The organism is Spongiibacter pelagi (assembly GCF_014705705.1).
Taxonomy (GTDB): Bacteria; Pseudomonadota; Gammaproteobacteria; order Pseudomonadales; family Spongiibacteraceae; genus Spongiibacter; species Spongiibacter pelagi.
Map to the genome: position 1 here is coordinate 1 of NZ_JACXLD010000015.1, position 25,613 is coordinate 25,613.

22 protein-coding genes are annotated in these 25,613 nt (G+C 48.5%); 9 read left to right on the forward strand and 13 right to left on the reverse strand.

The window, feature by feature from the left end; all coding sequences use genetic code 11:
* Positions 1-113: 113 nt before the first annotated feature.
* The 4 genes from IB286_RS14425 to IB286_RS14440 all read right to left on the reverse strand — a co-directional run bounded on the left by IB286_RS14425 (position 114) and on the right by IB286_RS14440 (position 8,219).
* The gene (locus IB286_RS14425; RefSeq protein WP_190766754.1) at positions 114-2,570 is read right to left on the reverse strand and encodes a Tn3 family transposase; all 2,457 of its coding nucleotides are present in this window, start codon (positions 2,568-2,570) and stop codon (positions 114-116) included.
* Positions 2,571-2,686: 116 nt separating this feature from the next.
* Positions 2,687-4,129, reverse strand: a complete 1,443-nt coding sequence (locus IB286_RS14430) for an efflux transporter outer membrane subunit (RefSeq protein ID WP_317889773.1) — start codon at positions 4,127-4,129, stop codon at positions 2,687-2,689.
* Positions 4,130-4,197: 68 nt separating this feature from the next.
* A complete protein-coding gene (locus tag IB286_RS14435) occupies positions 4,198-7,248 on the reverse strand; it encodes an efflux RND transporter permease subunit (RefSeq protein WP_190766756.1) in 3,051 nt (1,016 codons plus the stop codon).
* On the reverse strand, positions 7,245-8,219 hold the full coding sequence (locus IB286_RS14440; RefSeq protein ID WP_190766758.1) for an efflux RND transporter periplasmic adaptor subunit: 975 nt from the start codon (positions 8,217-8,219) through the stop codon (positions 7,245-7,247). The genes IB286_RS14435 and IB286_RS14440 overlap by 4 nt, the downstream gene beginning before the upstream one ends.
* Before the next feature lie 70 nt (positions 8,220-8,289).
* Between IB286_RS14440 and IB286_RS14445 the strand changes: the two genes are divergently transcribed.
* Complete coding sequence (locus IB286_RS14445; protein WP_190766760.1) at positions 8,290-8,976, forward strand: TetR/AcrR family transcriptional regulator; 687 nt, start codon at positions 8,290-8,292, stop codon at positions 8,974-8,976.
* 153 nt (positions 8,977-9,129) lie between these two features.
* Here the strand turns inward: IB286_RS14445 and IB286_RS14450 are convergent, their stop codons facing one another.
* Positions 9,130-10,137 carry a tyrosine-type recombinase/integrase gene (locus IB286_RS14450; protein WP_190766762.1) on the reverse strand — a complete coding sequence of 336 codons (1,008 nt, stop codon included), beginning with the start codon at positions 10,135-10,137 and terminating at the stop codon, positions 9,130-9,132.
* 205 nt (positions 10,138-10,342) lie between these two features.
* On the opposite strand from IB286_RS14450, the gene IB286_RS14455 reads away from it, so the two are divergent.
* From IB286_RS14455 to IB286_RS14470, 3 genes are all read left to right on the forward strand, one after another.
* Positions 10,343-11,392, forward strand: a complete 1,050-nt coding sequence (locus tag IB286_RS14455) for a DNA-binding protein (protein ID WP_190766764.1) — start codon at positions 10,343-10,345, stop codon at positions 11,390-11,392.
* A gap of 46 nt (positions 11,393-11,438) precedes the next feature.
* Positions 11,439-12,293 carry a site-specific integrase gene (locus IB286_RS14465; protein ID WP_263399088.1) on the forward strand — a complete coding sequence of 285 codons (855 nt, stop codon included), beginning with the start codon at positions 11,439-11,441 and terminating at the stop codon, positions 12,291-12,293.
* A gap of 499 nt (positions 12,294-12,792) precedes the next feature.
* Positions 12,793-13,815 (forward strand): hypothetical protein, encoded by a 1,023-nt coding sequence (locus IB286_RS14470; protein ID WP_190766771.1) that lies wholly within the window; start codon positions 12,793-12,795, stop codon positions 13,813-13,815.
* Positions 13,816-13,868: 53 nt separating this feature from the next.
* Here the strand turns inward: IB286_RS14470 and IB286_RS14475 are convergent, their stop codons facing one another.
* The 5 genes from IB286_RS14475 to IB286_RS14495 all read right to left on the reverse strand — a co-directional run bounded on the left by IB286_RS14475 (position 13,869) and on the right by IB286_RS14495 (position 17,104).
* The gene (locus IB286_RS14475; RefSeq protein WP_190766774.1) at positions 13,869-14,168 is read right to left on the reverse strand and encodes a HigA family addiction module antitoxin; all 300 of its coding nucleotides are present in this window, start codon (positions 14,166-14,168) and stop codon (positions 13,869-13,871) included.
* A 65-nt stretch (positions 14,169-14,233) separates the two neighbouring features.
* The gene (locus IB286_RS14480) at positions 14,234-14,596 is read right to left on the reverse strand and encodes a hypothetical protein (RefSeq protein ID WP_190766776.1); all 363 of its coding nucleotides are present in this window, start codon (positions 14,594-14,596) and stop codon (positions 14,234-14,236) included.
* Positions 14,597-14,634: 38 nt separating this feature from the next.
* The gene (locus tag IB286_RS15840; RefSeq protein WP_398285288.1) at positions 14,635-15,000 is read right to left on the reverse strand and encodes an antitoxin Xre-like helix-turn-helix domain-containing protein; all 366 of its coding nucleotides are present in this window, start codon (positions 14,998-15,000) and stop codon (positions 14,635-14,637) included.
* A gap of 232 nt (positions 15,001-15,232) precedes the next feature.
* Positions 15,233-15,556, reverse strand: coding sequence for a hypothetical protein (locus IB286_RS14490; protein WP_190766778.1), 324 nt, complete (start codon positions 15,554-15,556; stop codon positions 15,233-15,235).
* Positions 15,557-16,009: 453 nt separating this feature from the next.
* On the reverse strand, positions 16,010-17,104 hold the full coding sequence (locus IB286_RS14495) for a replication protein RepA (RefSeq protein ID WP_190766780.1): 1,095 nt from the start codon (positions 17,102-17,104) through the stop codon (positions 16,010-16,012).
* Between the two features lie 119 nt (positions 17,105-17,223).
* Here IB286_RS14495 and IB286_RS14500 point away from each other — a divergent pair, with 119 nt between their 5' ends.
* From IB286_RS14500 to IB286_RS14520, 5 genes are all read left to right on the forward strand, one after another.
* A complete protein-coding gene (locus IB286_RS14500; RefSeq protein WP_190766782.1) occupies positions 17,224-18,564 on the forward strand; it encodes an AAA family ATPase in 1,341 nt (446 codons plus the stop codon).
* Positions 18,561-19,664, forward strand: a complete 1,104-nt coding sequence (locus tag IB286_RS14505) for a ParB/RepB/Spo0J family partition protein (protein ID WP_190766784.1) — start codon at positions 18,561-18,563, stop codon at positions 19,662-19,664. Before IB286_RS14500 ends, IB286_RS14505 begins: the two co-directional genes overlap by 4 nt.
* Positions 19,665-19,797: 133 nt before the next feature.
* Positions 19,798-20,664, forward strand: a complete 867-nt coding sequence (locus IB286_RS14510; protein WP_190766786.1) for a ParB/RepB/Spo0J family partition protein — start codon at positions 19,798-19,800, stop codon at positions 20,662-20,664.
* A 613-nt stretch (positions 20,665-21,277) separates the two neighbouring features.
* Positions 21,278-21,607 carry a helix-turn-helix domain-containing protein gene (locus IB286_RS14515; protein ID WP_190766788.1) on the forward strand — a complete coding sequence of 110 codons (330 nt, stop codon included), beginning with the start codon at positions 21,278-21,280 and terminating at the stop codon, positions 21,605-21,607.
* 43 nt (positions 21,608-21,650) lie between these two features.
* Positions 21,651-22,952, forward strand: coding sequence for a type II toxin-antitoxin system HipA family toxin (locus tag IB286_RS14520; RefSeq protein WP_317889774.1), 1,302 nt, complete (start codon positions 21,651-21,653; stop codon positions 22,950-22,952).
* Positions 22,953-23,262: 310 nt separating this feature from the next.
* Here the strand turns inward: IB286_RS14520 and IB286_RS14525 are convergent, their stop codons facing one another.
* The 3 genes from IB286_RS14525 to IB286_RS14535 are packed head-to-tail and all read right to left on the reverse strand — an operon-like array spanning position 23,263 to position 24,906.
* On the reverse strand, positions 23,263-23,802 hold the full coding sequence (locus IB286_RS14525; RefSeq protein WP_190766790.1) for a hypothetical protein: 540 nt from the start codon (positions 23,800-23,802) through the stop codon (positions 23,263-23,265).
* Positions 23,799-24,689, reverse strand: a complete 891-nt coding sequence (locus IB286_RS14530; protein WP_190766792.1) for a site-specific integrase — start codon at positions 24,687-24,689, stop codon at positions 23,799-23,801. The genes IB286_RS14525 and IB286_RS14530 overlap by 4 nt, the downstream gene beginning before the upstream one ends.
* Positions 24,673-24,906, reverse strand: coding sequence for a hypothetical protein (locus tag IB286_RS14535; RefSeq protein ID WP_223826435.1), 234 nt, complete (start codon positions 24,904-24,906; stop codon positions 24,673-24,675). The genes IB286_RS14530 and IB286_RS14535 overlap by 17 nt, the downstream gene beginning before the upstream one ends.
* Positions 24,907-25,613: the final 707 nt, after the last annotated feature.

The window sequence follows — 25,613 nt, forward strand, 5'->3', positions numbered from 1 at the left end:
ATTTAATGGCGCCAATTGAGGGGTATCGGCCGAAAGGTGAAAGTTGATGCCTCTCTACAGGCCAGTAAACATGGGCGCTTCAGAGGCTTTTGCAGTATTTGGAGGCAAAATCCCTAGGACCCCATACCGGTATCGTAGTCTAACGGTTTGGCCGTATAGATATCGTCGGCAGCATCCCGCACTTTTTTGATGCTGGGGACATAATCCACATCGATGGAATCCAGCGTAACAAAGTTCAATTTGTTCAATGAGTGGTTATCACCCGTCACCATGTGGATATCAATGTCGGTCTTGTTATTGTAGATCATGTCGTATAACGAGTGCCCTTCGTATTCGTTCAGACCAATATTTTTGGCATTGACCGCCACGTAGTTGGCGAGCAACGTGTAGAGTGAAATGCCTCGGCCTTTGCCCAGGTGCTTTCTGGAATAGCGCGACTGGATCGTGCTGTCGGTGGTCGCAAATTTTTGCCCGTCAGCGTCGGCCAGTATCTTGTCATCCATCAGGTTCCATTGGTTGAATATGGGCAACGAATGAATATGGTTGCTGACAATTTCATTGGCGACGCACAGCGTATCCACCCGCACGAAATCTTCACGCATCGCGCGTAACTGGCTGATCTCATGATCCGACATATCGGCCATTTTCAGTGCGCCGAACCCAAACGCTTCCGATAGCAAACAGGCGTTTATTGCCAACGGTAACGGTTTTTTGCGCTTGGTATAGCGATCTTTCATGTGAGTAAATCCGCTCCACATCCCGATCCGATCGCCGATGAACATGACGATGTTGGCAATATCGACTTTGGGCAGATTTTTGAAGAAAGCGTCATCCAGCTTTTCGACACTGTCATAGAGCAAGCTCCAGTATTGTTGCCCGGTCTTGGTTTCACGAATACTAAACCCAGGATTGTTGTTCTCACGAATATTGTGAGTCGTTCGCTCCCAGGCATCATTCAGCTCCTGAAGCGCCTCATCAAGTCGCTGGTCGCAGTAGATAGGTATCTTGGAATAACCAAATTCCGCCGCGATTTGCTCAACATCATCTACCAGCGCATCGTCCACCAAATCGGCATCAATATCACAGTAGGAGACACTGTCATTACAATAGAGGCGGCCCCGGTCAATTTCATGGTAAACCTTCTGGTAAACAAAGAACTCGAACAGATACGGATCAATGTGAGCGTCATTCGGCTCCCGCTTTAAATACGGATTCATGTTCTTGGGAACCGTAAACCCCAGGTCATCGCAGATTTTCAGGTCTGATGGGCCTTTGCCGCTGACATAGTGCGCTTTCAGTACCTTGATCAATTCGCCGATGTAGCTATTGTCTTTGTAGTACTCCAACTTGACCGTTGTAAATATCGGGCGTAGGTACAACGAAAATATACGAGACGATTTGCCGTAGTACTCCCACAAGGCTGCTTTCTTGTCGAAAGATTTGCCTTCCAGAAATTCAGCCATGGCCGAAAACTGTTCTTTGGGTAACATGCTGTAGGCCGCTTCATTCAATTCGTCCTGGCTCAAATCTGGGTTTCGGTTTGGAAACCACTTCAAAAACTTCGCCAGCTTCGGAAAATCGGTCACCACCTGGGAGCTATGTTCCATGTGGGCCATAGAAGCATAGGTCTTGCCAGCATCCATAATTGCGCGCGTGTGATAGCAGAAACTTACGATCAGATTGTCCATAATCTGCTGGTAGCGGTGATAAACAAAGCACAGCGCATAGAGCCATTGTTGCGGTTTACTCAGCCGGCGTAACCGGGACGCGGCATACTGCTCGGCAACGTCGGCGTAGTAGCGAATGGCATTTTTTGCCAGGCCCAGCGATGGAATAAATACTTTGGCAAACTCATACAGTTCCTCAATCCGCTGGGCTTTATCCACTTCCGCTTTTACTGCCGTATACTGAAAGTCTTTCTGGTCCGCGCGGATGATATTGAGCGCCGTGATACCATCATGTCGATGCACCAGCGCCATAAGTTGGCCGCTGATAGGCAACGGGATAGATGAAATAGCGTTACTAAGCCGCTGTTCCTCGGCGGCAAAGGCATGACTGAACATATCCTGGAATGTTCGATAGGACGGAATGATTAATTGCTGGTGGTCGAAATATGCCAGTAACTGCCGGAATGCACTGTGTCCTTTGGGATAGTAGCGTAATAAAAGACTGATGTGGGATTCGATTTCAGCCGTATATTGCGGCGACCAGTTTCGGTAACCGAAAAGCGCAAGGATCGCCTGGCGTTGTTTACGAGCATATTCACGAGAAAGGCTTCCTGTGATCTGCGCGATATCCGCATTGTTGTGATAGTTTGCAACGATATACTGAACATCGCTGCTGACCTCATCGAGTGAAAAGTTGAAAAACTGCTGTTTGGCCTTGAAATAGCCCAGTTGAAGAATGAAGTAAATACGGGTGCGTGTATTGCGAAACTGCCCAAGTGCGGCGCGTTCTGCCGTATTTAATGAAAAGTACAGGCTTTGTTCATGGGTATTGAAATCAGGGCGTGCATATAACTCCTCGACTTCCGCGCTGGATAGCAATTGAATGCGTTCGATGTTTTCCATAGCGAGAGCCGCTTCAATACAACCCGATCGTCAGCCACATTCAAATGCCATTCATGTATTGGAGATAACTGTGGTTGTTGATTGAATTCAAAGTGTGAAACAAGTATATCCCAGGGCTAATAGTCACCACCCAGGGCACGAAACAGACTAATATCCGCCAACAACCGATCACGCTTGATTTCGACAAGGGCTAGTTCCGCGTTAAATAGGTTTCTCTCGGAATCAAGCACTTCCAAGTAGCTTGAGTACCCACCTTTGAAGCGTTCGCTTGCTAAGCGGGTCGATTGTTTAAGCGCAGTAACTTGACTATGTTTTGATTCTAAACGCTCGTCGGTGCGTTGAACTTGTTCTAATGCATCCCAAACTTCTCGAAAGGCTTGTTGAACAACGCGTCCATAAGACAAGTACGCCTGAGTTTGCCGTGACTCGGCTTGCGCGATAAGCGCTTCTGTGCGACCGAAATCCACCAGGGGCGAGAGCAAGGAACCGCCTAGCTGCCAATTTGCAGCGTTGCTGGAAAACAAATCCCCTACTTGAGCGCTTTGTAAGCCGATAAGCCCCGCAAATGAAATGGTTGGCAAATACGCCGCACGGGCGACACCGATTTCGGCATTCGCCGCTTTTAGGAGTTGTTCAGCGGCTTTTATATCTGGCCTCCTCACAATCAACGCTGCAGGGGGTCCTGCAGAAAATGTTGCCGGTGCCTCAAGAGATTCGATTGAACTGTGAGTTGTAAGCGTCTCTTGCTTTATATCACGAGGCGGTTTTCCTAATAGAACTCCAATTGCATGGATCTGAAAGGTTTGTCGGAGGCGTAAAGCGGGCAACTCTGCCTGTGTCGCAGCTAGCTCCGCTTCCGCTTGCCGCAGTGCCAACTCATCAATATCGCCACCTTGAAAGCGAGTCCGCTGCAACTGAACTGATTCACGCCGAGTGGCTACGGTGTTCTCAGCTATAGTTATCTGATGATTCAGCGCGAGTAAATTGATATAGCCACTCGCCACCTCTGAGATAATTGCCAAGCGCACCATCTCCTGGTTAGCAGCGCTGGCCAGCAGCCTATGCTGTGCAGCCTCGCTGGCATTTGCCTTTCTTCCCCAAAGATCAAACTCATAGGTCAACAGGCCGCTGACTCGAAAATCAGTAAAAGGTCTGGCCTGATTGGGCCCAAAACCGGCTGCTTCTTCGCTCGGCCCTTGACGAGCGCCACTGCCTTCAATACTCAGCATTGGGTAGCGTTCCGCTTCTCGACCCGAGAGAAACGCGCGGGCCTCAGCGACTCGAGCAGCCGCGATCTGAAGGTCGAGGTTGGCGTCAAGGGATTCCTGCACCAATATTGCGAGAGCTGGATCGCCAAACCTTTGCCACCATTGTTCGGCTCGATTTTCATTATCATCCAGACTTGGATCACTCCACTGTTCAGGCAGTGGTACCTGCGGTTTCACATATTCGGGCGCGAAGGAACAGCCGCCGATCACTAAACCGGTTATTGTCAGCAAAATGAGTCTACGCATCGGAGGTTTCCTTGTGGGGTGTTGTGGCGGCATGTGATTTTTCACGCGTGTTTCCTCTTATCATCAGGCTCATTTTTTTATGGTAGAGCACGCTGCGCCCCTCGCATACGAGCTCATCCATTTTCCAAACGGAATGCCAATGCGTAAAGCGCGGGCACGAACAGAAGCGTAATGGCGGTGCCCACAACGACGCCACCAATCAGAACGTACGCCATCGGTCCCCAGAAAATATCGGTCGTCAATGGAATGAACGCGAGCGCGGCAGCCAAAGCAGTTAGCACCACTGGCCTTGCCCGCCTGACAGCCGCCTCGACTACCGCTTCCGATGGCAGCATGCCATCCTCGAGGTTATCGCTGACTTGCTGGGTTAGAATTAAAGTGTTTCGCATTAATATGCCCGCCAATCCGATCAGCCCAAGTAAGGCGACAAATCCGAATGGTTGCTTGAAAGCCAGCAGCGCCACAACAGCGCCAATGACGCCCAAAGGTGCCGTCAACAGCACTATCATCACACCTGTAAAACTTCTCGTTTGCAACACCACGCAAGTTACCATCAGTGCAATCATCAGTGGGAAAACTTGATTTATAGAGTCCTCCGCGTCTTTTGAGCGCTCCAGACTGCCACCGATATCAATCCTGTAACCATCAGGGAGCGCCGCTCGAATTGATTCCAGATCCGCCCATAATGCTTTGGTGACATCCTGTGGTTGCGCATACTTTACCTCCGCGTGAACAGCCAGAAAGAGCTCTCGGTTGTGGCGTTGAATCATGGCATCTTCGTAAGCCAGTTTCACTTCGCCCAGATGCGCAAGTGGTATCTTTTGACCTTGTTCATTCCGGAGTTCATAAATAGGAGGCTCATTTGTGGCTTGCCTGGTACCTTGGCCGCGAACGTAAACATCGACCGTTCTGATATCTTGCCTGACCGCAGCTATTGGAACTCCATTTTGTCGATATTGTATTTGTTCAGCGACCGCGAGTGGTGTCAATCCCATTAGACGAAGGTGCTGCTCATCCATTTCGAGGTTCAATGTTGGTATACGCTGATCCCACTCCAAATGCGGATTAACGACGTGCGGGTTTTGGGACATGACCTCTCTAATCTGATGGGCCACTTTCCTTAAGGTCGCAGGGTCTTTGCCGACGACGCGGAAGCTGACAGGCCAGTCAACCGGGGGGCCGAATAAAAGGCGTCTTATGCGAATACGCGCCTCGCTAAAAGCGCCAACGGCAACATGTTGGTCCAGTTCGGCTATAATCCGGTCTCGCTCAGTTGGCCCTGTCGCCGTCACAATTATTTTAGAAAATGAAGAGTCTGGATGCTCGGGGTTGACCGAGATAAAAAAACGTGGTGCTCCGCCACCGATATAACTGGCGTAGTTTGCAACACCATCCATTGAATCCAATAGTTTTTCAATACGTTTGACAGTCGCATCAGTTGTCGCGATCGACGTTCCAGGTGGCAGATTCACATCGATCAATATTTCTGGACGATCCGAGCCAGGGAAAAACTGCTTTTCCACTGGTCCTGCCATGCCTGCTACGCTTAGCACCAACACCGCAAAGGTTAGCAAGACCACAGTCCGCCGATGGCGAACGCACCACGTAATCAAGGCCCGGAGGCGCTCATACGCCAACGATGATGTGTACTGATCGTGTGTATTTTTAGGTTCATGCTTGGGTTCTCGCAGGATATTTACGCCCAAATAAGGAGTAAAAGTAACGGCTACCAGCCAACTGATAATGAGCGAAAAGGCCAAAACCCAAAATATATTGCCAGCGTATTCACCAACCCCTGATTTAGCGAATCCAATCGGAACAAAACCGAAAATTGTAATCAAAGTACCAAAAAGCATGGGCGAAGCCGTCGCATTCCAGGCATGAGTGGCGGCGCTTGCTTTACTCCAACCTTCTTCCAGTTTTACCAGCATCATTTCAATCGCAATGATGGCATCATCAACCAATAAACCCAATGCGATGATTAGCGCCCCCAAGGTAATACGATCCAGGTTGATATTGGCGGATTTCATCAACACAAATGCCAGTCCCAGGGTAATCGGAACCGCGATACCCACGATCAAACCGGCGCGCAACCCTAATGATAAAAATCCAATTCCCATCACAACCATTACGGCCACCAGAAACTTCACCTGGAACAAATTAACCGCCGCTTCAATGGCATCCGCCTGATTGGTGATTTGATTCAGCTCCATACCCAGGGGAAGCTCAGCTCGGGCCTTACTGAGAAATGCAGCCAGGCGTTCACCAAACACCAAGCCGTTTTCACCCTTGTTCATGACCAAGCCGACAAGTATCGCGTCTTCACCATTGACTCGAGCTAAATACGATGCAGGTTCCTCGTAACCTTGGGTGATGACAGCCACATCCCCCAGTCGAACTAGATGCTCTCCGACACGGATAGGAACTTGTGCCAAACGCTGAGGATCAGACAGATCTGCATCGAGTCGAAACTGTAAGCGCGGCCCAGCCGTGTCGATCTGACCGGCGGGCATCAGCGTATTGTATGCTCTTATCGCTTCAGATACGTCTTGGGGCGAGATGCCACTGTTAGTCATGAGCACATTGTCTAAATCGACATAGACTCTCTCTTCGCGCTCGGCGATCAAATCGGCTTTGCGGGCACCGGGAATGAGTTGTAATTGATCTCGGAGCTGTTCGGCATAACGTGTTAGTTTTCGCAACGGAAGTCCGGGTGCCGAAAGGCTGATGAGGCTGAAATACACATCGGAAAAGTCATCATTGACTATCGGACCAATAACCCCTTCAGGCAAATGAGAGGACAGATCCAGCATACGCTTTCTCACCTGGAACTGTAATTCCGGCATTTTATTCTGTGGCGTGTAATCATGAAATTGAACCTGGATATCAGCCCGGCCTGCCTTGACTGTCGTTTTGATTTCGTCAAGATATTCAATTTTCTGGATGCTCTTCTCGATTGGGTGAACCACTTGCTGTTCGATCTCTGCAGGAGTGGCACCCGGCCAAACTGCTGAAACCACTAACATTTGCAGTGTAATAGAGGGGTCTTCCGCACGCCCCAATGAGGCAAACGCATAAGCCCCTGCGAACACAGATAAAATCAGGAAATACAGAGTGACTGATCGCTCACGCACTGCAAGTGCCGATAGGTTAGGAAAGCTCATTGTGCGTACTCTTTAACAGGCATACCTGGCACTAGAAGATGAGTACCTAAAGCGATAACTCGATCACCGGTCTTAAGGCCTTGTCCCTGAATTTGAGCTGAGACAGGCGTAACGCTAAGCACTGCAACGCTCTGGGGTTGGGCCTGTTGATCGACGATTTGCCAGATCTGTGCACCATCACCGCGCTCGTCCAATGCCGTCAGCGGTACTGAAAAAACCTTTGTGGGGGAATCAGCAATCGCCACGCTGACCCTGACCAAAGAGCCCAACTTCAGCTCACTAGCAGAGGATTCAACTTGATAGCGCGCACGCCAGGTTCGGCTGCGTTCATTTGCAGCACCAGCGATTTCACGAAGCTTTAGCGGTATCAGGACATCATCGATATGAGCCAGCGCTTCACTCGGCGGATAAGCACTCCTGGGTAGAAACACCTCAACCTCTAGCTCGCGAGTATCAGCCAGTATCCCCAGGGATTGTCCCATCGTCACCACTTGATCTGGCACAGCTGTAACATTCACCATAATGCCTGGCCTTGTGGCGGTGAGGGAGGTATGATCGAGCGCAATTTCTGCTTGCCGAAGCTTGGCCTGAGCGGCCTGTTTCTGGGCTTGAGCGGCACGCTTGGACAACAAGGACGCCTCAAATACACGTCGACTAATACTGTTCTGTTCAGCCAAGGTGCTGTCACGTGTGAGGTTGGCTTCTGCGAACATCAATTCTGCCTCAGCAGCTGTCAACTGGGCCTTGGCGGCCTCCAGGTTTTGTTCAAATTTCTTTGGATCCAATGAGAACAGTAGCTCGCCGATCTCAACGACCTGACCGGAATCCACATGCCGCTTAAGAATACGGCCACTTACTTGAAAGGCTATTGCAACCTCTGTACGCGCCTGTACTGTGCCTGTAAACCCTTGCGGTAATGTCAGCGAATGCTCTGATAATGTCGCCGTGTATACTGTACGAGGTTTTATCACAGTATCTGATCGAGAGGTTTCCTGACAGCCATACAGGACTGATATCAAAGTAAGAAAGAGAGCTAGACGCATGAAGAGCACAACCCCAACAGTTAATGAACGCGAGCGTACAGATAGCACATCCAGCAATCGCAAGCAAGTCGCGCAGCCTGGGCGACCCATTGACAAGGATAAAGACCAGGCCATCCTGGAAGCGGCAAGGGCGCTACTGTTTGGAGAGGGTCCGCAAGCGGTCACCATGGAAGCGGTAGCCAAACTGGCAGGCGTATCAAAGGTCACGCTTTATACCCGACACAGCAATCGCAATGAATTAATAGCGGCCGTCATGCGCCGACAAGCGGAAATCTTTGCAGAAACGATCACCCTCATTCCCGGTGTAAAGCCAAATGCTAACAAATCGTTGCTGGATTTCAGCCTCGCCATTCTCAAATTTCTGGTCGACCAAGAGCATTTGCAATTTATGCGGGCCCTTAACGCGGCCCATGGTACTGAGCTGGATTTGCAGTTTTTTTACCTTCAGGGCCCACAGAAAACGGTGGAGCGGCTCAGCCAATGGTTAACTGCGCTTGCGCAAGCTGGTGAAATTGAATGCGACGATTCGATACGCGCAGCAGAGATATTTCTTGGCATGTTGATGCGTTTGGATCTGGTACGCGGGCTTTATGGCATACCCATTGATAACTCTCTGGAAAATCTGACTGAACACGCCGAATTTGTGGTGACGTCCTTTCTCAAACTACATAAAAGTACCGAGTAATGCTGAACATTGTTTAAGTAGAGTTTAGAGCTTCAGGGGATAGTATTTAACTCAACGTCTTGCTGGGAGCCTGATTGTCTTAATGCAGATATCTCGTATTAACGGCACTTTGTTGTCTATCTTTCATGATGCTAACGAGTTGAATGTGCATTGTTAACTATTAATTATTTGATTCATTTTTTCCATAAGAGTGACCGCGGCATTGCTGGAAAATTGTTGACCTTCCTCAATGTATTCCCAAACGGTGGCATCGCTCTTCCAGCCCCCTTGCTTTTTAATCAACTCAAAATCGACTTTCTCCCGTCCAGCTGACGTGGAGAGACCTCGCCGAAAACTGTGGCTGCTCAGCTCCGGAACAAAGTCAAACTGGCAGGTGCCGCCCAGGGTTTTAAGTAGGTCATTCACGGCCCCAGGATTGAGGGGATTGGCTTGCATCTGATCCCAGCGATTGACCGGTCGGAATAGCGGGCCAGTGGTAATCCCAGCGAATTCCATCCATTTCTTGATAGCTTTGGCCGGACAACAGACGGGATTCCCGGCAAAGGGCAGAGCTCGTGTTAAGCCAGTGGCTTGCTGATCAGTCTTGGACCGGGGCAGCCGAATGATCAGCCCTTCCGGCTCCCACATCAGGTCGTTGACTTGTATGGCGACCAGTTCGCCGCGACGAAAGGCGCCGAAAAAGCCCGTTAACACCAATGCGACATCCCGATACTTCTTCTTGCTGTCTGGAAGCTGCAGTAGATGCTTAACCATCTGTGCGATGTGCTCCAGCCGTAGCGCTTTGGCTTTGCGTTTGGGTTGACCATGGGTGCGACGAATGCCATCCAAGGTTTTACGCACCAGTGGATCACGCACCGGATCTGCGATGCCTTGGTAGTGGTGCCATTGGCTGATCGCTGTGAGGTGTAGATCCAGGGTTCGGGGGTTTAGGGATTCGGCTTTCGCCAGCAGGTACTTCACGATTGCATCCCGGTTCGTGGGCAAGCGGCCACCCCATTTTTCAAACTGCCGAATGGCGGATCGATAAGCTTTGCGGGTGTTGTCGGAAGTGGCTGCCTGGAGGTAATGACGCAACGCTTCCGAGTCCTGGCGGATAAGCTCACCGGGTTCATCATTACGTAACGATAAGTCAGTGGCCAATTTAGGTGATTTATTACTCATGAATCGGGGTCCTGTGGCAGTCGCTCTAAAGGCGGCTATGTACCGGCATTACAAGTGGGAAAATTCGGTTTGATCGATATAACCAACGATAATAGTCATTATCGTTGGTTATGAATTGGAATTCAAGTAATCTTGAAAAGTCCACGCATAATGTTATATTACGTGATATGTAATACAGTACTAAATAATCTGAGAGGAATTCACCATGGCCCGCGCCGGAGTTACTTATCACGATGTCGCCAAAGCCGCTGAAGCCATTAAAAGCCGCCGACAAGAGCCTACAGTGGATCGGGTGCGAGAGCACCTCGGCACCGGCAGTAAAAGCACCATCGCGCCGCTGCTCAAGCGCTGGCGGTCCGACATCGGGGAGGCAGCCGATGTCAGCGGACTGCCGAGTGACCTAGTAGAGGTGGTAAAGTCCCTGTATGAGCGGGTGCAGCAGATGGGCGACCATCGGATTGAACAGGCTCGCGACGAATTCAAGGCTTCGAATGATGAACTCCAAAAAGAACTGACCGAGGCCCGCAACACCATCGCGCAGCTTACCGCTCGCCAACAAGATCTGGGCGACCAACTATCACGTGTTACTGAGAAAAAAAGCCAGCAAGACAAGTCCCTGGAAGGCGCCCGTGTCGGCCTGGCCAAAGCCGAGTCCCAGCGGGATGAAGCTCTTGTACGGGCCACTGAATTGAAGGAAAGCGTTGCCGAACTCAAACAGGAAAACAAGGATATTCGCGATCACTTTGAGCATTACCAGCAGCGTACCGCCGAAGACCGTCAGCAAGAGCGCGAACAGTTTCGTTCGGTTAACCAGGGATTGAAAGATCAGATCCAGGATCTGCAACACCGGCTTGTCCAGGCTGAGTCAAGAGCGTCGGAGCTGTTTGATGCAAATGCGCAATTACAAAGCAATGCCGACAAACTTGAGCAGGCTAATGCAACGATAAGCAAGGATTTAGACGGAAAATTAGATGATATCAAGGACCTGAAACGCGACATTGAAGACGCTTTGGCGAAGAACCGGGAATACCAGCATAAAAATGAGCGATTGGCAGAAAAAATAGCTACTCTCACGGCCCAGAAAGCAGATGTCGATAAGGAATTGGCCGTGTTATCCCAAGCATTGGAGACCGCCAAAGCTGAATTGAAATCCACCCAAGACAAAATGGCGTTTCTGACCGACGAGAACAAGGTGATTCTTCAGGAAAAGGCGGTGATCCAGGGGCAGTTTAAGCAGCTCCAGGGGTCGCTATAGCCAGACGGATGATTATTGAGGGTTCGGCAGTTAAATGGAGGAATCCTTGCGGATCATCAAACTTGTCAAATTTGTCGGTTCTTCCTCAGGACCCCTACTAGGGAGCTGGCACCGCGACTACGATTTCCCTGATCCGACCCGTGATAAAAATGTTAGGGCAATACTTAAGGGTGCAAGAAGTGAATACGGCACTCAGCCAAAGCAGGCTCAGTCTCTGTCTATCGAAACCCTAAAGCGTGTCGTTGAGTACTGTGATTGGGAAATTACAGAAGCCGCGAAAATTGAGGGGAATCGATCCGAGCTTCGCGAAGCAAGAAAAAGGCAGCTGGTGGCAATCCGTGACAAGGCTTTTTTCCTAACCGGCTTTTGGTTTGCGTTTCGGTCGGATGAGTTGGTGCGTCTCACCTTCGAGAATATCAAGTTTTCGATGGCAGAGCCTAAACCTGGTCAGGCTCCAAAGCGGAGAATGGAACTCTATCTCCAAACCTCCAAAACAGATAGAGAATCGACAGGGCGTTCATGGCAGCTGGAAGAGTTACCTCACCTCTGCCCCGTCAATGCCATGCTTGATTGGCAAAGTGCTAGGATGGTTGAAAATGGCCCGGTCTTTGTGAAGATTGGGCGGTGGGGAAATTTAGGTGACTCCGCAATACATCACAATAGGGTGTCAGAAATGATGCGGGTCACGCTAAAAAAAGCAGGTATAGAAGAAGGAAGCTTTTCCAGCCATTCGCTACGTCGGGGTTTTGCAAATTTTGCTAAAAGCTTGGATGCCTCAACTAAAGACTTGATGGATTGGGTGCAGTGGTCTGATGAGCGAAGTGCAAATCGTTATTTAGATACAAGTAAATCGCTACCGATGAAGCTGCTAGGCGAGCGAATTACGCAAGATAAAAGTTGATAAGCATTCTTCGCCAACGGTGTATCTTCCGTTAATTCGATGTTGGACCAGCGGGGGATTCGCGCGTAAACCGCTTTTCTGTTGGGCAAGGTTTTGGGCACAACGCAGGAATTCTGGTTGAACCACCAGTTCATGAATGATATGTGGATTGCGAGGCACAATGAGGTGCTGGAGCACGCGCGGCTATTAGTTGTGACCTAAAGAACTGATTGATATGAATGGTGGCCCAACACAACTCCTGACGGCCCGGCAGCGTTATCACAGGATTTTCCCGATAAAGAAATGTCCCGTGACTGGATCTTATCTGATATCGACAGGGCTTCAATAGAGCTTAAAGCACCAATGTGTTCTTATCGGGCTAAAAATCTTTTTAATCTCCAAGATATTATACCACCCCCGATAGAGCCGTCTTAAAACTTTTAAAATCGTAAACAATTAAATCTATCTGACAAAACAGGAAACACTTGGCTAAATTCTTTCGGGGGTGGTATAAATATGCATGGATTACTCACTGATAACTCAACTTCGCTCTTCTGCAGATGAACTGAAATTTGCCAATGAGCAGCTTAAGGCACAGCTTCGTAAAGAAGCCCTTGCTTTATGGCTTCCTTCTGAAGCTCAAACGGGCAATAACGATCTCGATCGTGAATCTGCTCTCCAAGTAATCACCCCCCTCTGGTATACCGATATTCCTCAAGAACAACCGGTTCCTGTCTCTGAATTTCACCAGGGCGATTTGCGCGGATTTCAAATTGGCTCCGAAGCGCCTCCCTCCTCCGGAGTTTTGTGTGTCTCGGATAAAGCCGCTGCTATGGTCGGAATATTGAATGAGAAAAAAGCGGCTTTTCAGGTTGCTGTAAAAGCCATTCGGCAATCTTGCGCCGCGGACAAATCGGAATCCTGGCTGTTGAAATCTGACTTTTCCCGTTTAATGGAACAAATCATCGAGCGGGGTTCACAACGGAGTCCGGAATTTAAATCGGTTTTAAAGTTGGCCGATATTTCTGGGATAAACCTGATTTGGGCTTTTCGACAAGTTAGGCTTCTAGAAAAGGGAACCCGTTCTGTCAGTTGGACCTGGTTAGTTAAGCACGGCGAAATTACTCGGGTAACCGTCGAGAGTGCGTTGGAGTTAGCAAAGAAATTACCCATGGAGTCCGATCAGGAGTTTGCTATTCAGGCACTGAACGGCTTACCAAAAACTGAAAAAGTCCTTGCCTATCGTAAGCGCTTACTTCCCCAGTTGAGGGCTAACCTTGTGATTGGGGATCCTGCTCTCCCCTCTTCTGCCCTTCATCGAAAAATGGTGGTTACACCGTCAATTGTTTTGATGCCTGCTAATAATCTCCCCGTCTGTAAGTGGCAATCCCTGGAAACATTTTTGGAGAAAGAGGCGAGAAAACGAGGGGATGTCAAAATTGAAGCTCAGGCATGGTTACCTAAGTTAAGCCTTTATCGCTATTTACCTCAGTTTAGGGACTATGCCTGGCAGGAAGAGCAGAAGAAATTGAAAGACTATTAAATTCGCGCCGAAGATCGTTGACTTACTAGCCCGAGCAAATACACCTAAGTGGCTTATTCACCGCGAGGGATTATTTCTTTTGTAATGGTTTTACCCACCTCTATCTCAGTAGTTCTTAGGTCATAGGTGGATTGAAGATTCAGCCAGTTTTGCGCATCGCCACCAAAGTAACGCGCAAGCCGCAAGGCGGTATCTGCCGTTACGCCACGACGCTCACGAACTATATCATTGATGCGTGTAGACGTTATGCACAATTCTTTAGCCAACGCCTTAGCGGTCATATTCAGTGAAACCAGATAATCCTCTCGCAAAACTTCACCCGGATGCACCGGACGCATACCGTTTTTAATCATACCAATTACCTCCTAGTAATAGTCCACTATTTCAACAGCAATACCACTATCTTCTATACGATAGCTTAAATAACAATGTTGTCTTGGATTGGATAGAACCCGTTGATTAAGAACGGCGCAAATATCACCCTCACAACGGGCAGATCTTGATACGAGGCCTGGGTGGCCATCATGTTGAATTGCTGCATCGATGAGTGCCGGATGGGTCCGAATTTTGCTCTAAAATCCAACAGTGCCGAATCACATCGTACTAAAAAGACGTTCCTTTCGATTTCCACTCCTTCAATATCCTGCCAATCCGCAGCACTCAGAAGATTGGATCGGCTGGTGGTGGGCGTAGGAGTGCAATTTTGTCGCAATTTCAAGATCAATGGCAGCCTTCCAAGCATCCGGGTATCGCTCAGGTCTTCAGAAACACGCAATGACACGATATTCCTATGAATATCCTCATGGACATCTTTAATGGTTAGACCGTTGAACAGTCCCTCCACCCTCCACTATTGTCCCCTGGACTTGTCGAAGTAAGCGCGAACCAGAGCAAGCCAGCAAAATCCCATTGTTTAATGGCTTCAACTGGAGTCATGCCCTCAAAAGCACGGTTGCGTGTATTCATCCAAGCATAAGTAAGCTCACGGTTTCGTGGAAACAGCAAGCGAAGCGATTTATGCACTCCCAACAGAATGCCAACTCGCTCCAGTAGATCACGATTAGAGGATAGTGGCTCGCCCTTACGATACCTGCTTAATGCCGCCCTATTGCTAGTGGAGAGCCCTAGTAAGGAGATCTGATCTGCAGTGGTTAGTTTCCAGTGCTTGAACAGCGTCATCATCATGACGGCCAGCTCGGCTCAGTCAGATTCGCGTTCTTCAAACTGCTGAGTGGGAGCAATCATGGGTTTTATCTATAAATCACTGCACATATTAATTATATTAAATAAAGGTGCAAATGCTACACGCGGCATGGTGATGCTAGACAGAAATGAGTTGGCGTCGATAAGTGACTAAAACAGATAGATGAGCTTATTTCCCATTTTCGTCTATTTTGGACTTTGTGCTTGTCTGAACCTAGGAGTAATCGCGCGTAATCTGGCAATGTTTTAAAAAAAGTTGGTGAGCATATTGCGGTCTCTGTCCCCTATCTTTCCAATAGAGGGTAAAGGTGTAGTGAGCAAACTGAATTATCTCAATTGTAAATCCAGACTCTAATAAGTCGGCTAGTACTTGGGCTGGGGGAATATACCTTTCTTCCTCATCAAAATCGGTATCAAGGGCTTCTTTGCTGTAGTCGATGGGCTTTGATGATTCCTGAATTGCATGAATTATGTATTCTGGAGGTATCCCCTCCTCTAAGCTTTTTTTAAGCGCTTCAATCGTAGCTATTTGATACATGAGAATTGTTAGTAGTTACTCTAATACTTAAATATGTTTTATATGTAACCATAGGTGTCTTTATGTAGGCAACTAACCTATTGAAATATATAGAAATAAATTTATTTTAGTCATAGCCAGTGTCATCTACTCTGTCATCTTTCCCCTCTATTCTGTCTACCATATTTGCATAAATGTCATCCTTTATCTTGCAAAAGTGTCATCCTCAATTGTGGATAACTCTAAAATATAGGTATACCTGCTTTCGGAGTAAATATTAATAGATAAGCCCTATTATTCGTTCACATTAAGTCGCAAATATACGAAATATATGTAAACGAGCCGAATTTGCTCTCGAAATTTTGAAAAATATAACTCGAAGGTATTTTTTGAGGATGACATTTCTGCATTTTTACAGAAATCTAAATAAATTTAGAGAATCAGACTGATTTTGGGAGGATGTATTAATTAATCTTAAGAAATTGCCGAACGACGGATCAGCATAACTTTTGATTTGTCAGCAACAATGCCTTGGACGAGGTTTTCCTTTTGCAAGAGATCCAAGGATTCTCGGAATGCGGCACTAAACCGACTGCGTTGGGGAAACTCTGAGCCCATTTGGGCATACAACTGTGGCCAAGAGATATTAGAAACCCGGCGATTCGCGGTGCCCATCGCGTGTTGACGATAATGGCACCAAGAATAAATATCAAAAGCGAGAGGCTTTCCAAGCTTCACTAGCTTTTCAAAATCATCTTGAGCAATTGGGACGGCGTGTTGAGTTGCCAAGTCGTAATACTCTTGAGATAGCTTGATAACACCACCCAGTTCAGACTGGTAATTACTTTCGCCCCATAAAGCATGTGATGAAACGACTGGGATATTACCGCCCTTCTCACCTTGAAGCGTTTTACCTTGATCTGCTTTTTCAAATCCGGCCCGATGGTTGATTACCAGGTGGCACATGTCTAGGAGTGTTTCTCCAAAACGTTTGTAACTGCCCCTCTCCCCTTTTGTCGCTTTTACACCAACGGAATCTTCAAGGAATCCTTTGAGTGTATCGCCAATCACAATCGTTCTGTTCTTAGTTTGGACTGCTTGGGTTGAAAGAAACGCGAGGACAATGCGAGCTGGCATACCGTACGGTAGATGATGATCACTGCTCGCGCAGACAAACTCAACGGTCAGATCACCATTTCGACGTATCTGTCTTTGTTCGCCACTTACTTTACGTAACGGTAAGCCTGTCTGAACAATTGGAGAAGGAAGAAACCACGCTTCAAATGCTTTATCGGCATCAGCTTGAAAATTGGCATTTTGTGATAGTGCATAGATCTCAGCATCAGAAAGTTTATCAAATTCAATCTGAGGAAGAAGATTAAGCGCATTAATCGGTAAGTTTTCAGAGCCTTTTGCCAAGAGCTCGCTGATATAAGCAGCAGTAAGGCTTGCGTCGATGGTCGATTCTTGAATGTATTTTTGGGGCGTCAGGCCCTCTTCCGCCCTATCCCTTTGCTTTGCGGATTCCACGAGAAAGGCTAACGCTGCTGACTCGTTTATTTGGGACATTAGAGCGGCTTCAATACCTAATTAGTTCATATTTATTGGAATGTAAACTACCTTAACTGTAAACTTGAGTCAAATCTTGTGTACTAATTATTTCTTGGGTCAACCTACAGGAAAAGCCGATGTCTAACGTTGAAAAAATCATTTCGCTAAGGTCGCAGCTTGAAAATTGCACCGAAAAAGCAGACAAGCTTCTTGAGCGTATCGAACAAGTTTTGCTGAATGATTCCGTTCAGAAACTGAGTCAAGGCGCTGCGGAAGAACTGGGTCTGGTAACCAAGGTTATGGCACGACGGTTCTCGGTACAAGAAGTTTGTGACATGTTGAACCTGACTCGTCAGGGACTCTATAAAGCAGAAAGAGAGGGGCGCTTACCTGAGCCTGACAAGAAGGAATCAGCTGATGGGCGTAGTATCCGAGCGGGTTATACGCTGGATCAGATTTTGAATATGCGGGAGATCTTTGGGCGCAAACCGGACCCTCTTGCTAGAAAATGCACGCTCGGTGTTTTGAACCAGAAGGGCGGGGCTTGGAAAACGACGACTACTTTTTACTTTGCTCAATATTTGGCTTTAAAAGGTTATAAGGTCCTTATGTTGGATACGGATCCTCAGGGATCGCTAACAACGTTAATGGGGTTTAAGCCGGATATGGATATAGAGTATGGCGATACTATGGGGCCATTTCTCCTCCAAGACGAGGCTTGGGCAAAGGAAGAGAAGGGTGATTATCATGCTATTGACGATCTTTCCTATGCCGTTCAAGGCACTTATTGGCCGAACATCGATTTGATCGCTGGTTGTGCAGATCTACTCCGTATCGAACTTGAGAGAAATAAGATTACAAACGGGGCCGTGGGTATTTATTCCCAAAGAACTGGCAAATCAGTAGATAGCCCAAGCATGCTTCTTCGTGAAGGTTTGAGCTCTTTAAAAGAGTATTACGACGTAATCCTTATTGATGGAACGCCTTCTCTAAACGTAACTACCTTGAATGTCCTTTCTGCTTGCGACGAAATTTGTGTTCCGACCCCTGCACACATGGTGGACTTTGCCTCTACCGTTCAGTTTGTCGACATCATTTGTTCCGTTCTTGATAACTATGTCGACCGTGGCTCTGCGGTTGATGTGCCCAATATCAGTTTTTTAATCACCAAGTTTTCTTCGACTGAGGCGTCTTACACGATGGAAGATATCATTCGTGAGGTCTTTGGAACGCTGGTTCTAAAAACACCCGCTGTTGCTTCAGAAGAGGCGAGAAAGAGGGGTAATGAGTTGAGATCGATTTATGAAATATCGCCAAGTGAGTCGACCAACCCGAAAGGTCTTAAGTCGGCGGTCGAAAACTATGATCGTCTTTTTGATGAGATGTTAAGTCGGGTTGTTACCGGACAAATCTCAACAACAGGAAATCTGAAATCTGCATTGAATCGAGTAACTGCAGTCGTTGGAGGTGAAGAATGAGCGAGACAGGTTCACGTAAAAATAAAAGAAAGCCAAGCTTTTTAACTACGGCATTGTCGGATATCCAATCTAAGCCAGAGGCTGGGGCAGGGGAGGGTGGCGATTCTCAGCCAGCTCGTCGAGCGCGGTCTCAGCCAGGGTTTGAAGTAGCGACAGGGCAGGAGACACGGATTGATAAATCTGCGCAAAGCATGGCGGTAATGGAAGAGCAGATCAAAGACCTTTCGGCGCGTGCGGATTCTGTTCTTAAGGTGATGCCTGTTACAAAAATTCAGGTCAGATTGAAGCTTGAAGAAATCGATCCTGAATTGGTTGATGTTTCGCCAGAAAATGAACGTGCACAAGATCTGCTTAATAAAGCAGCTGTCGCGGATATTTACGCCTCTTTTCAACAGCAAGGCCAGCAGGTTCCTGGAACGGTTCGCCCGAAAGAGGGAGGGCGCTATGAGTTGATTGAGGGATCTCGACGCCTGTGGTGTGCAAGAGACTTAAAGCGAAAATATCTTGCGTTTGTCGGTGATATTCCAGACTCAGATGTCCGGGTGTTGAGCCGGACTGAGAACGAACACAAAAGCATTTCGGTTTATGAGAAGGCGGTTTCGTTTCAGAAAGATATTAGCGATGGCCTGTATAAAACTTGGGAGCAGCTGAGCGCTGCTGAAGGGATCTCTAAGGGCATGGCTTCTAATTATAAAGCGCTGGTCGACTTGGATCCTGTAGTCGTTCGTGCTTTCGCAAACGTCAATGATATTACGGCGAAGTTTGCAGTAGCTACTCGCCAGGCTCTCTCTAAAGGCGGCAAATCTGCAAAAGCCGTTCTCGATGTCGCTAATCAGATTGCTGCGCAGAATCAGCAAGCCTTAAGCGCGGGGGATGATCCGTTACCGGCTGAAGAGGTTGCTAAGTTGCTGCGGACGGCAGGAAAGGAAAAGGCAGTTGAGGCTCGGCGTGGGGCTCCGGAGGTTTTTAAAGGCGCTGTGGCTGGCTCTGAGCTAAAGAAGTCTGTAACCAATAAAGGGGCTGTAAAAATCGAGATCAAGGGGCTGTCAGAGGATGCTGTGGAACGCATTTTGGAAGCTTGTAAGAAGGAGTTGATATAGCTAGGTTCACCGGGTGAACCTAGCGCAAAAAATTCTTTTAACTCATTGATTTATAATGATAAAAATGCATTTTATGTGTGTGCAAAAAAATGCAAAAATCACAAAAAGTTCCACGTAGAACACGGAAAACGCCATGAATCTTCAAGAAATGCAGCCTGATTATCTCTCTGGTGAAAGGTTCTCTGGCCAGGCGCCTGAACTGCTTCGCGTCGAGCCTGATCTGTGCATCCGAGGGGCATTTCAGACCCGTTTGGATTTTAACGATTCGGCAATGGCTGAGCTGGTTGCGAGTGTGAGGGTGACGGGGGGGAATGTTCTTCCGGTGATTCTTCGCCCGACTCCCACGCGCACCCGGTATGAAATTTTGGCCGGTGAACGACGGGTGCGGGCTTGTATGGAAGCCGAGGTAAAAGTCCTCGCGCTCATCGCTGACTACGACGACGAGCAGGCGGCAATCATCACCTTGGTGGAGAATTTACAGAGGGAAGATCTCAACCCCATCGAAGAGGCGGAAGGCTATCAGTTGATGATGGAGGAGCAGGGGCTGCTTCAAAAAGAGGTTGCGGAATTGACCGGTAAGTCTCGTCCGCATGTTGCTAATATGCTTCGCTTGCTCAAACTCGATACGATGCTAAAAGATGCGCTGGTTGGAAAACGGATAGAGGTCGGACATGCCAAAATGCTGGCAGCGTTGGGTAAGCCGGAGCAGCGAACCTGGTTAAAAAAGATAACCCTAAACGACTGGTCAGTTCGTAAGTTGGAAGAAAGCTTACGAAAGGCGGGGGAGGTGGCACCGCTTCCTAAGCCTACCAATAACCCCGACAAAGATATCGCGATCCTTGAGGAAGAGTTGTCTGAAATTTCCGGCTGCCCCGTCCGGATTAAAACTGACGCCCAGGGTTGGGAAGGGGAAGTGTCGATCAAGTTCTGGGGAGCGGATAACTTTTCGTTGATCGAGAAAATGATCAGGGGCGGTAAGGGGATTCAGATAAAAACATAAGTGAAGTCACTCCCGTTGAGTAAGGCCTGATTGGATTTCTCTAAGTAATGAATACAGACAGCATCGCGCCATTCGATGGGCTTTATTCTATTCGTTGGGAAATCAGCATGAGCACGCTCATGGTGAACTTAAAGGCCTTCCGGGGATGCATAGGCAAGTGCTGGCAATGACGGGCTAGGCTTTCCTTCATAACGTGATGCTTATTGCCGCTTGTGGAGGTTGTCTGCAGGAGAAAGCTGAGCAAGCGCTAGGTTGATGGGATGCAAAACCTCAGTGCGCGAGGAGTCGGAGTAAATCCCGGAAGTTAGTGTCGCTATCTTACTTGTCTTTCTCAGCAATCAGTCTCTGGCCCGATGTTCATTTTTGTCGGGTGGGTGGCAGTCTGCCTGCCCTCGTTTCACTCAGTTTGCTAAACGGAAATCCAGGCTAATCAATGGGTAAATTTATACCCAAAAAATGTATATATGTTGTGTGTGGGTAATTTAATACCTTATATATTGAAGTATTTTATTGGCCTGGTGAGATTTGATCTGGTAGACTAGGTGATAAATTACCCTCTATTCATAATTATTGGTCTTAAGAGGTAGTTATGGACTCTAAAAGAATATATTCCATGAGCGACGAGGCCATTGCCGCTGAGATAGGTCAGCGCATTGAGCAGCGCCGGCTGGAGGCCAATATCTCCCAACAAAGCATCGCGAATGCACTGGGTATCACGCCAAAAACCTACCGGAACACGATTTCGGGAAAGGGGGCGTTCTCAAACATTATCGGCATTCTGCGGGCGTTGGATTCGCTGGATCTGATTGAAAACTTCGTTCCTAAGAAACCCTTTTCTCCGATTGAGCTCATGAAGATGGAGGGCAATAAGCGCAAACGTGCCAGGGAACGTGACAATCAGAAAGCCGGGTTAAAGCCGTCAAGTGAAGATGCCAACTGGTAAGCCTTCTTTAGACCACTAAAAGAAATCTACAGGGAATAAGGTCGTGGCAGAATCGTACGATATCGCAAAAGTTATGCTCTGGGGGCAGCTTGTCGGCGCGTTGGCCTATAACCGCGAGACGGGGGAAAGCGCCTTTGAGTATACCCAGGAGTGGTTGGCAAGCGGCTATGACATTGCCCCATTACATATGCCGCTCAAAAAAGCAGTCTATACCTTCAATAGCCTTCCTGAGGAAACCTATAAGGGGCTGCCAGCTATTTTTGCCGATACCTTGCCCGATGACTTTGGTAACGCAGTTATTAATGCTTGGTTGGCTAGGGAGGGACGCAGTTCTACGTCCTTCACCCCCCTTGAACGATTGTTGTATACCGGTACCCGAGGCATGGGGGCGTTGGAATATTTACCTGCCTTAAACAGTGAGATGGCGCGCGGGAGCACGGTTGCCCTGGATAGTTTGCTTGATGTGGCTCAACAGGTACTGGATCAGCGCGCGGGGCTTCGAGAAATCATAGGTGATGGCCAAGACGGGATTCTGGCCATGATGCAGGTCGGTACCTCGGCTGGCGGTGCTCGGCCAAAGGCGGTCGTGGGCATCAATATAAACCGGACTGAGATTCGCAGCGGTCAGGCGGACCTGCCGGAGGGCTTCGAGCACTACCTACTGAAATTCGATGGTGTGGTTGAGCACAGCGCTGGCGAGCAGACCTTTGGCGACCCCTTGGGGTTTGGGCGAATGGAATACGCTTATTACAAAATGGCCACGGCGGCGGGCATTAGTATGTCGCATTGCGAACTACTGGAGGACGGTAACCTGGCCCACTTCATGACCAAGCGATTTGATCGGATTGGCAATAGCAAGCTTCACTACCAATCACTTTGCGCCATGGATCATGCAGACTATAAGCAACCCGGCATGTATAGCTACGAACAACTTTTTCAAGTGATGCGGCAGCTGAAAATGTCGCGGCCGGCCGCCCTTGAGATGTACCGCCGGATGGTCTTTAACATTGTGGCGAGAAACCACGATGACCACACCAAGAACTTCGGTTTCATAATGGGAAACGACGGAGTCTGGCGCTTGGCGCCGGCGTTCGATGTGGCCTATAGCTACCGCCCTGACTCACGCTGGGTAAATAGCCATCAATTATCATTAAACGGTAAACGGGATAATTTCACCTTAGAGGATCTGATGGCGCCCGCCGCGACATTCAAAAAAGACGCCAAGGCGATCATCGACGAGGTGATGGAGTCCGTGGCCAAGTGGGCACATTTTGCACGCGACGCTGGCGTCGATCAGGCTTTTACTGGTGAGATTGGTAAGCATCATCGGCTAAGCTTGAAATAACGCACCTTCCACCACGCTATCACCCAATCGGAATCTGTGCTGACTACGCTCCGTTTGGCGAGCGTTTTTTGAGATTGCCAAAACACATGGCTGGGAGCGCAATTCAGGATGACATCGCTGAGCAAAGAAGGCCTGGAATTCAGAGAGGCGTCGAGGCGCTGCAACTGCCTTGCGAAGCCGTTTGGTTTTCGTGGGGCTGACTTGCAAAAGAAACTCTTCTGGCGAGTCAAGGGTGTGAATGAATTAGAAAAAAGTTGTAATAAAGTTGCCTGGCTGGGGTAGTGGTGCAGGCTGTTTTGGCTTGCATGGATTATGACTTCTGAGAGCGGGCTTTCTTGCGGTTTTGGCGATCATTGTAGGCCATTGCGCTGGTTTTCTTTTTTTCGGCGTCTTCGACTTTCTCATTTGCTGCTTTAAGTTTTCGCTCCATCTCGGCGCGATCACTTTCAAGTTGCAGAAATTTATTGCTGTACTCCCGTCTCAGGCGCTTGATCTCTTCATGTTCTTCCCGAATGAAGGTGGTAGCTTTTCTTTCCGCTTCCTCAAGGGAAATCTTGGCAATTTGCTCCGCGTCGGCAGTGCGTTTGGCTAGCTTACTGATAGTGGCATCGGCCTCGCTGTTGGCGGCACTCTGGGCGACATAACCAAAGGCGACTCCGGTCAAAGTGCCTAGTATCAGTCCGGGGAGAATAAAAATAGGCCAGCCGTAGCTAAAAAACTCCTGCCGTGTCCGAGTGGCGACAAGTTTTCCGCCACTTTCAAAAGCCAAGTAAAAATCACCCATCCACCACCAAAGGTAGCCCCCGGCAAGAGCAAGTATGAAGGCAAACAAGCCGTAATAAAATTTCATCGTAGGTAGGTTTCCGTGATCTCTGGCCTGAAGTGTCCCATCTCCTGTGAAACGACCTCAAGGGCAATTACGCGTTCATAATCTCGAAATTGTAATTCTTCCATCCGCTCCTGAGCGTAGGAGTGACGAAGCCCATGGGCACCACTTGACCAGGTAAGCGCTCGGACTGAAGCGTCAGAGAAGGATTGCGACCATGCCTGTCCCTTGCCTATGTCGTAGTTGCTCTGATAAAAAACCCCTCTGTCGTTATAGGGCATGGGGTGCGGGAATCGCGAGCCTTCTAATCGTTTGGCTAGGTGGTGAGGAATTAGGACCTCTCGGACAAGGCCGCCTTTTCCTTCAACCGTATAGGAGACGCCCTCTCGCCCTTCAAACTTTTGTTGGAGTGCAGGGCGATCGTCCGGAGGGCGGTTTTTTGTATGGTCAAGCGTTGCCAATTCGTGAGCGCGAAGTCCTGCTGCATGGGCAATTTCAGTTGCCAACGCGTTTTTGGGCGTCTGGCACTCGGCTACAGCTTGGACTTGGTCGGTCGTATAAGCACGACTTTCCAGTATTGTCTTTTGCTCGGATTTGATGACTTTCAGTGTTTCACCTGGTGGTAGTTGGAGTGTGATTTTCGTCATCATCGCCTGGAGGGCCTGCCGTTCCATATTGAGCGCACTTTGGCCAACTTGAGTGGCACGATCGACAAGGTATTCCGTTGCGGTCTGTGGGGTAAGGTCTTCTAAGTCGATATTGTTCCGAGCAAGAGTGGTGGCAACGTTTGATAGTGCTTGCTCGTAGTTTCTTGCTGTGCCTACGGATTTAATTTCTGTGCCTTGGAGGCGTTTTATAACAGAGGCCGCCTGCTTGGCACCTCGGGATTCAGGGCTACTGAATCTGGGCATTTTTTTTCAGCCAGCGTGAGATGGTGGATTGCTCGACTTTTATGCGGCGGTCACGCAGCCACATTTGGAGTGCAGCCAACGTTGCGCCTTTCTTTCGGAGGGCGAGGATTTCGTTGCGGTATTTGTCGAGGCGGGAAGTGCCGTAGCGAGAGCGCTTTTTTCTAATGGCGAGGCGCCGGTTTAGCGAGGCGATTTCAGCCTCAGCGTCAAGACTCACAATACACTTTCCTTGTAAGAACCAGTGAAATTTCATCACCCGCTTTCGCGATATCGCCCCCGTTTGGCTATTTTAAACTGTTGCCGAGCCGGACTGGTCGCACTCTTTCAGTGTTCCAGATTTTCCTCAGTGAGGTCGGCTCTGGAGGCCGGCTTTCTCCGCTTACTCGGCGGGATCGGTTATCTCGGATTTTTTTATAGCGGTTGCTCCGGGGGCGTTTCCGCTCGCGAAAACCATAGGGTCTATTCGCAATTTGAGCTTAGAAAATGCCAGATTAACCAAGCTTTGTCAACTTGCGCGTTTATTTTGCGTATGTTTATTAAATGCTGGGTTTTATAGTAATTTCAAGCACATTTATAGTCCTGACATAGCGGGATGATGGAAATTAAAAAATCAAAGATATGGCAAAATATTTGAGCTGGTCTGAAAGTTCAAAATCATGGTGTATTGAGAAAATTAACATCGTGAATTATGAAGAATAAAAAGTGTAAAGTGCCGAGAGTTAACCAAAGGCAGTCTTGCCTTGGTTTGAGATTTATACAGTATTGACCAGTCTACCCCCTTGAATTAATACTGTATATACGTAAGGGGTATCCATTTAGCTCCACCTCTCATTTATTCCTCCTTAGCCTTCCTCACAACGACGTTCTCGTAAGTCACCGGTTCAGTTGCAACAGCCTGCTGCAACAATCGGTAAAACAACATCC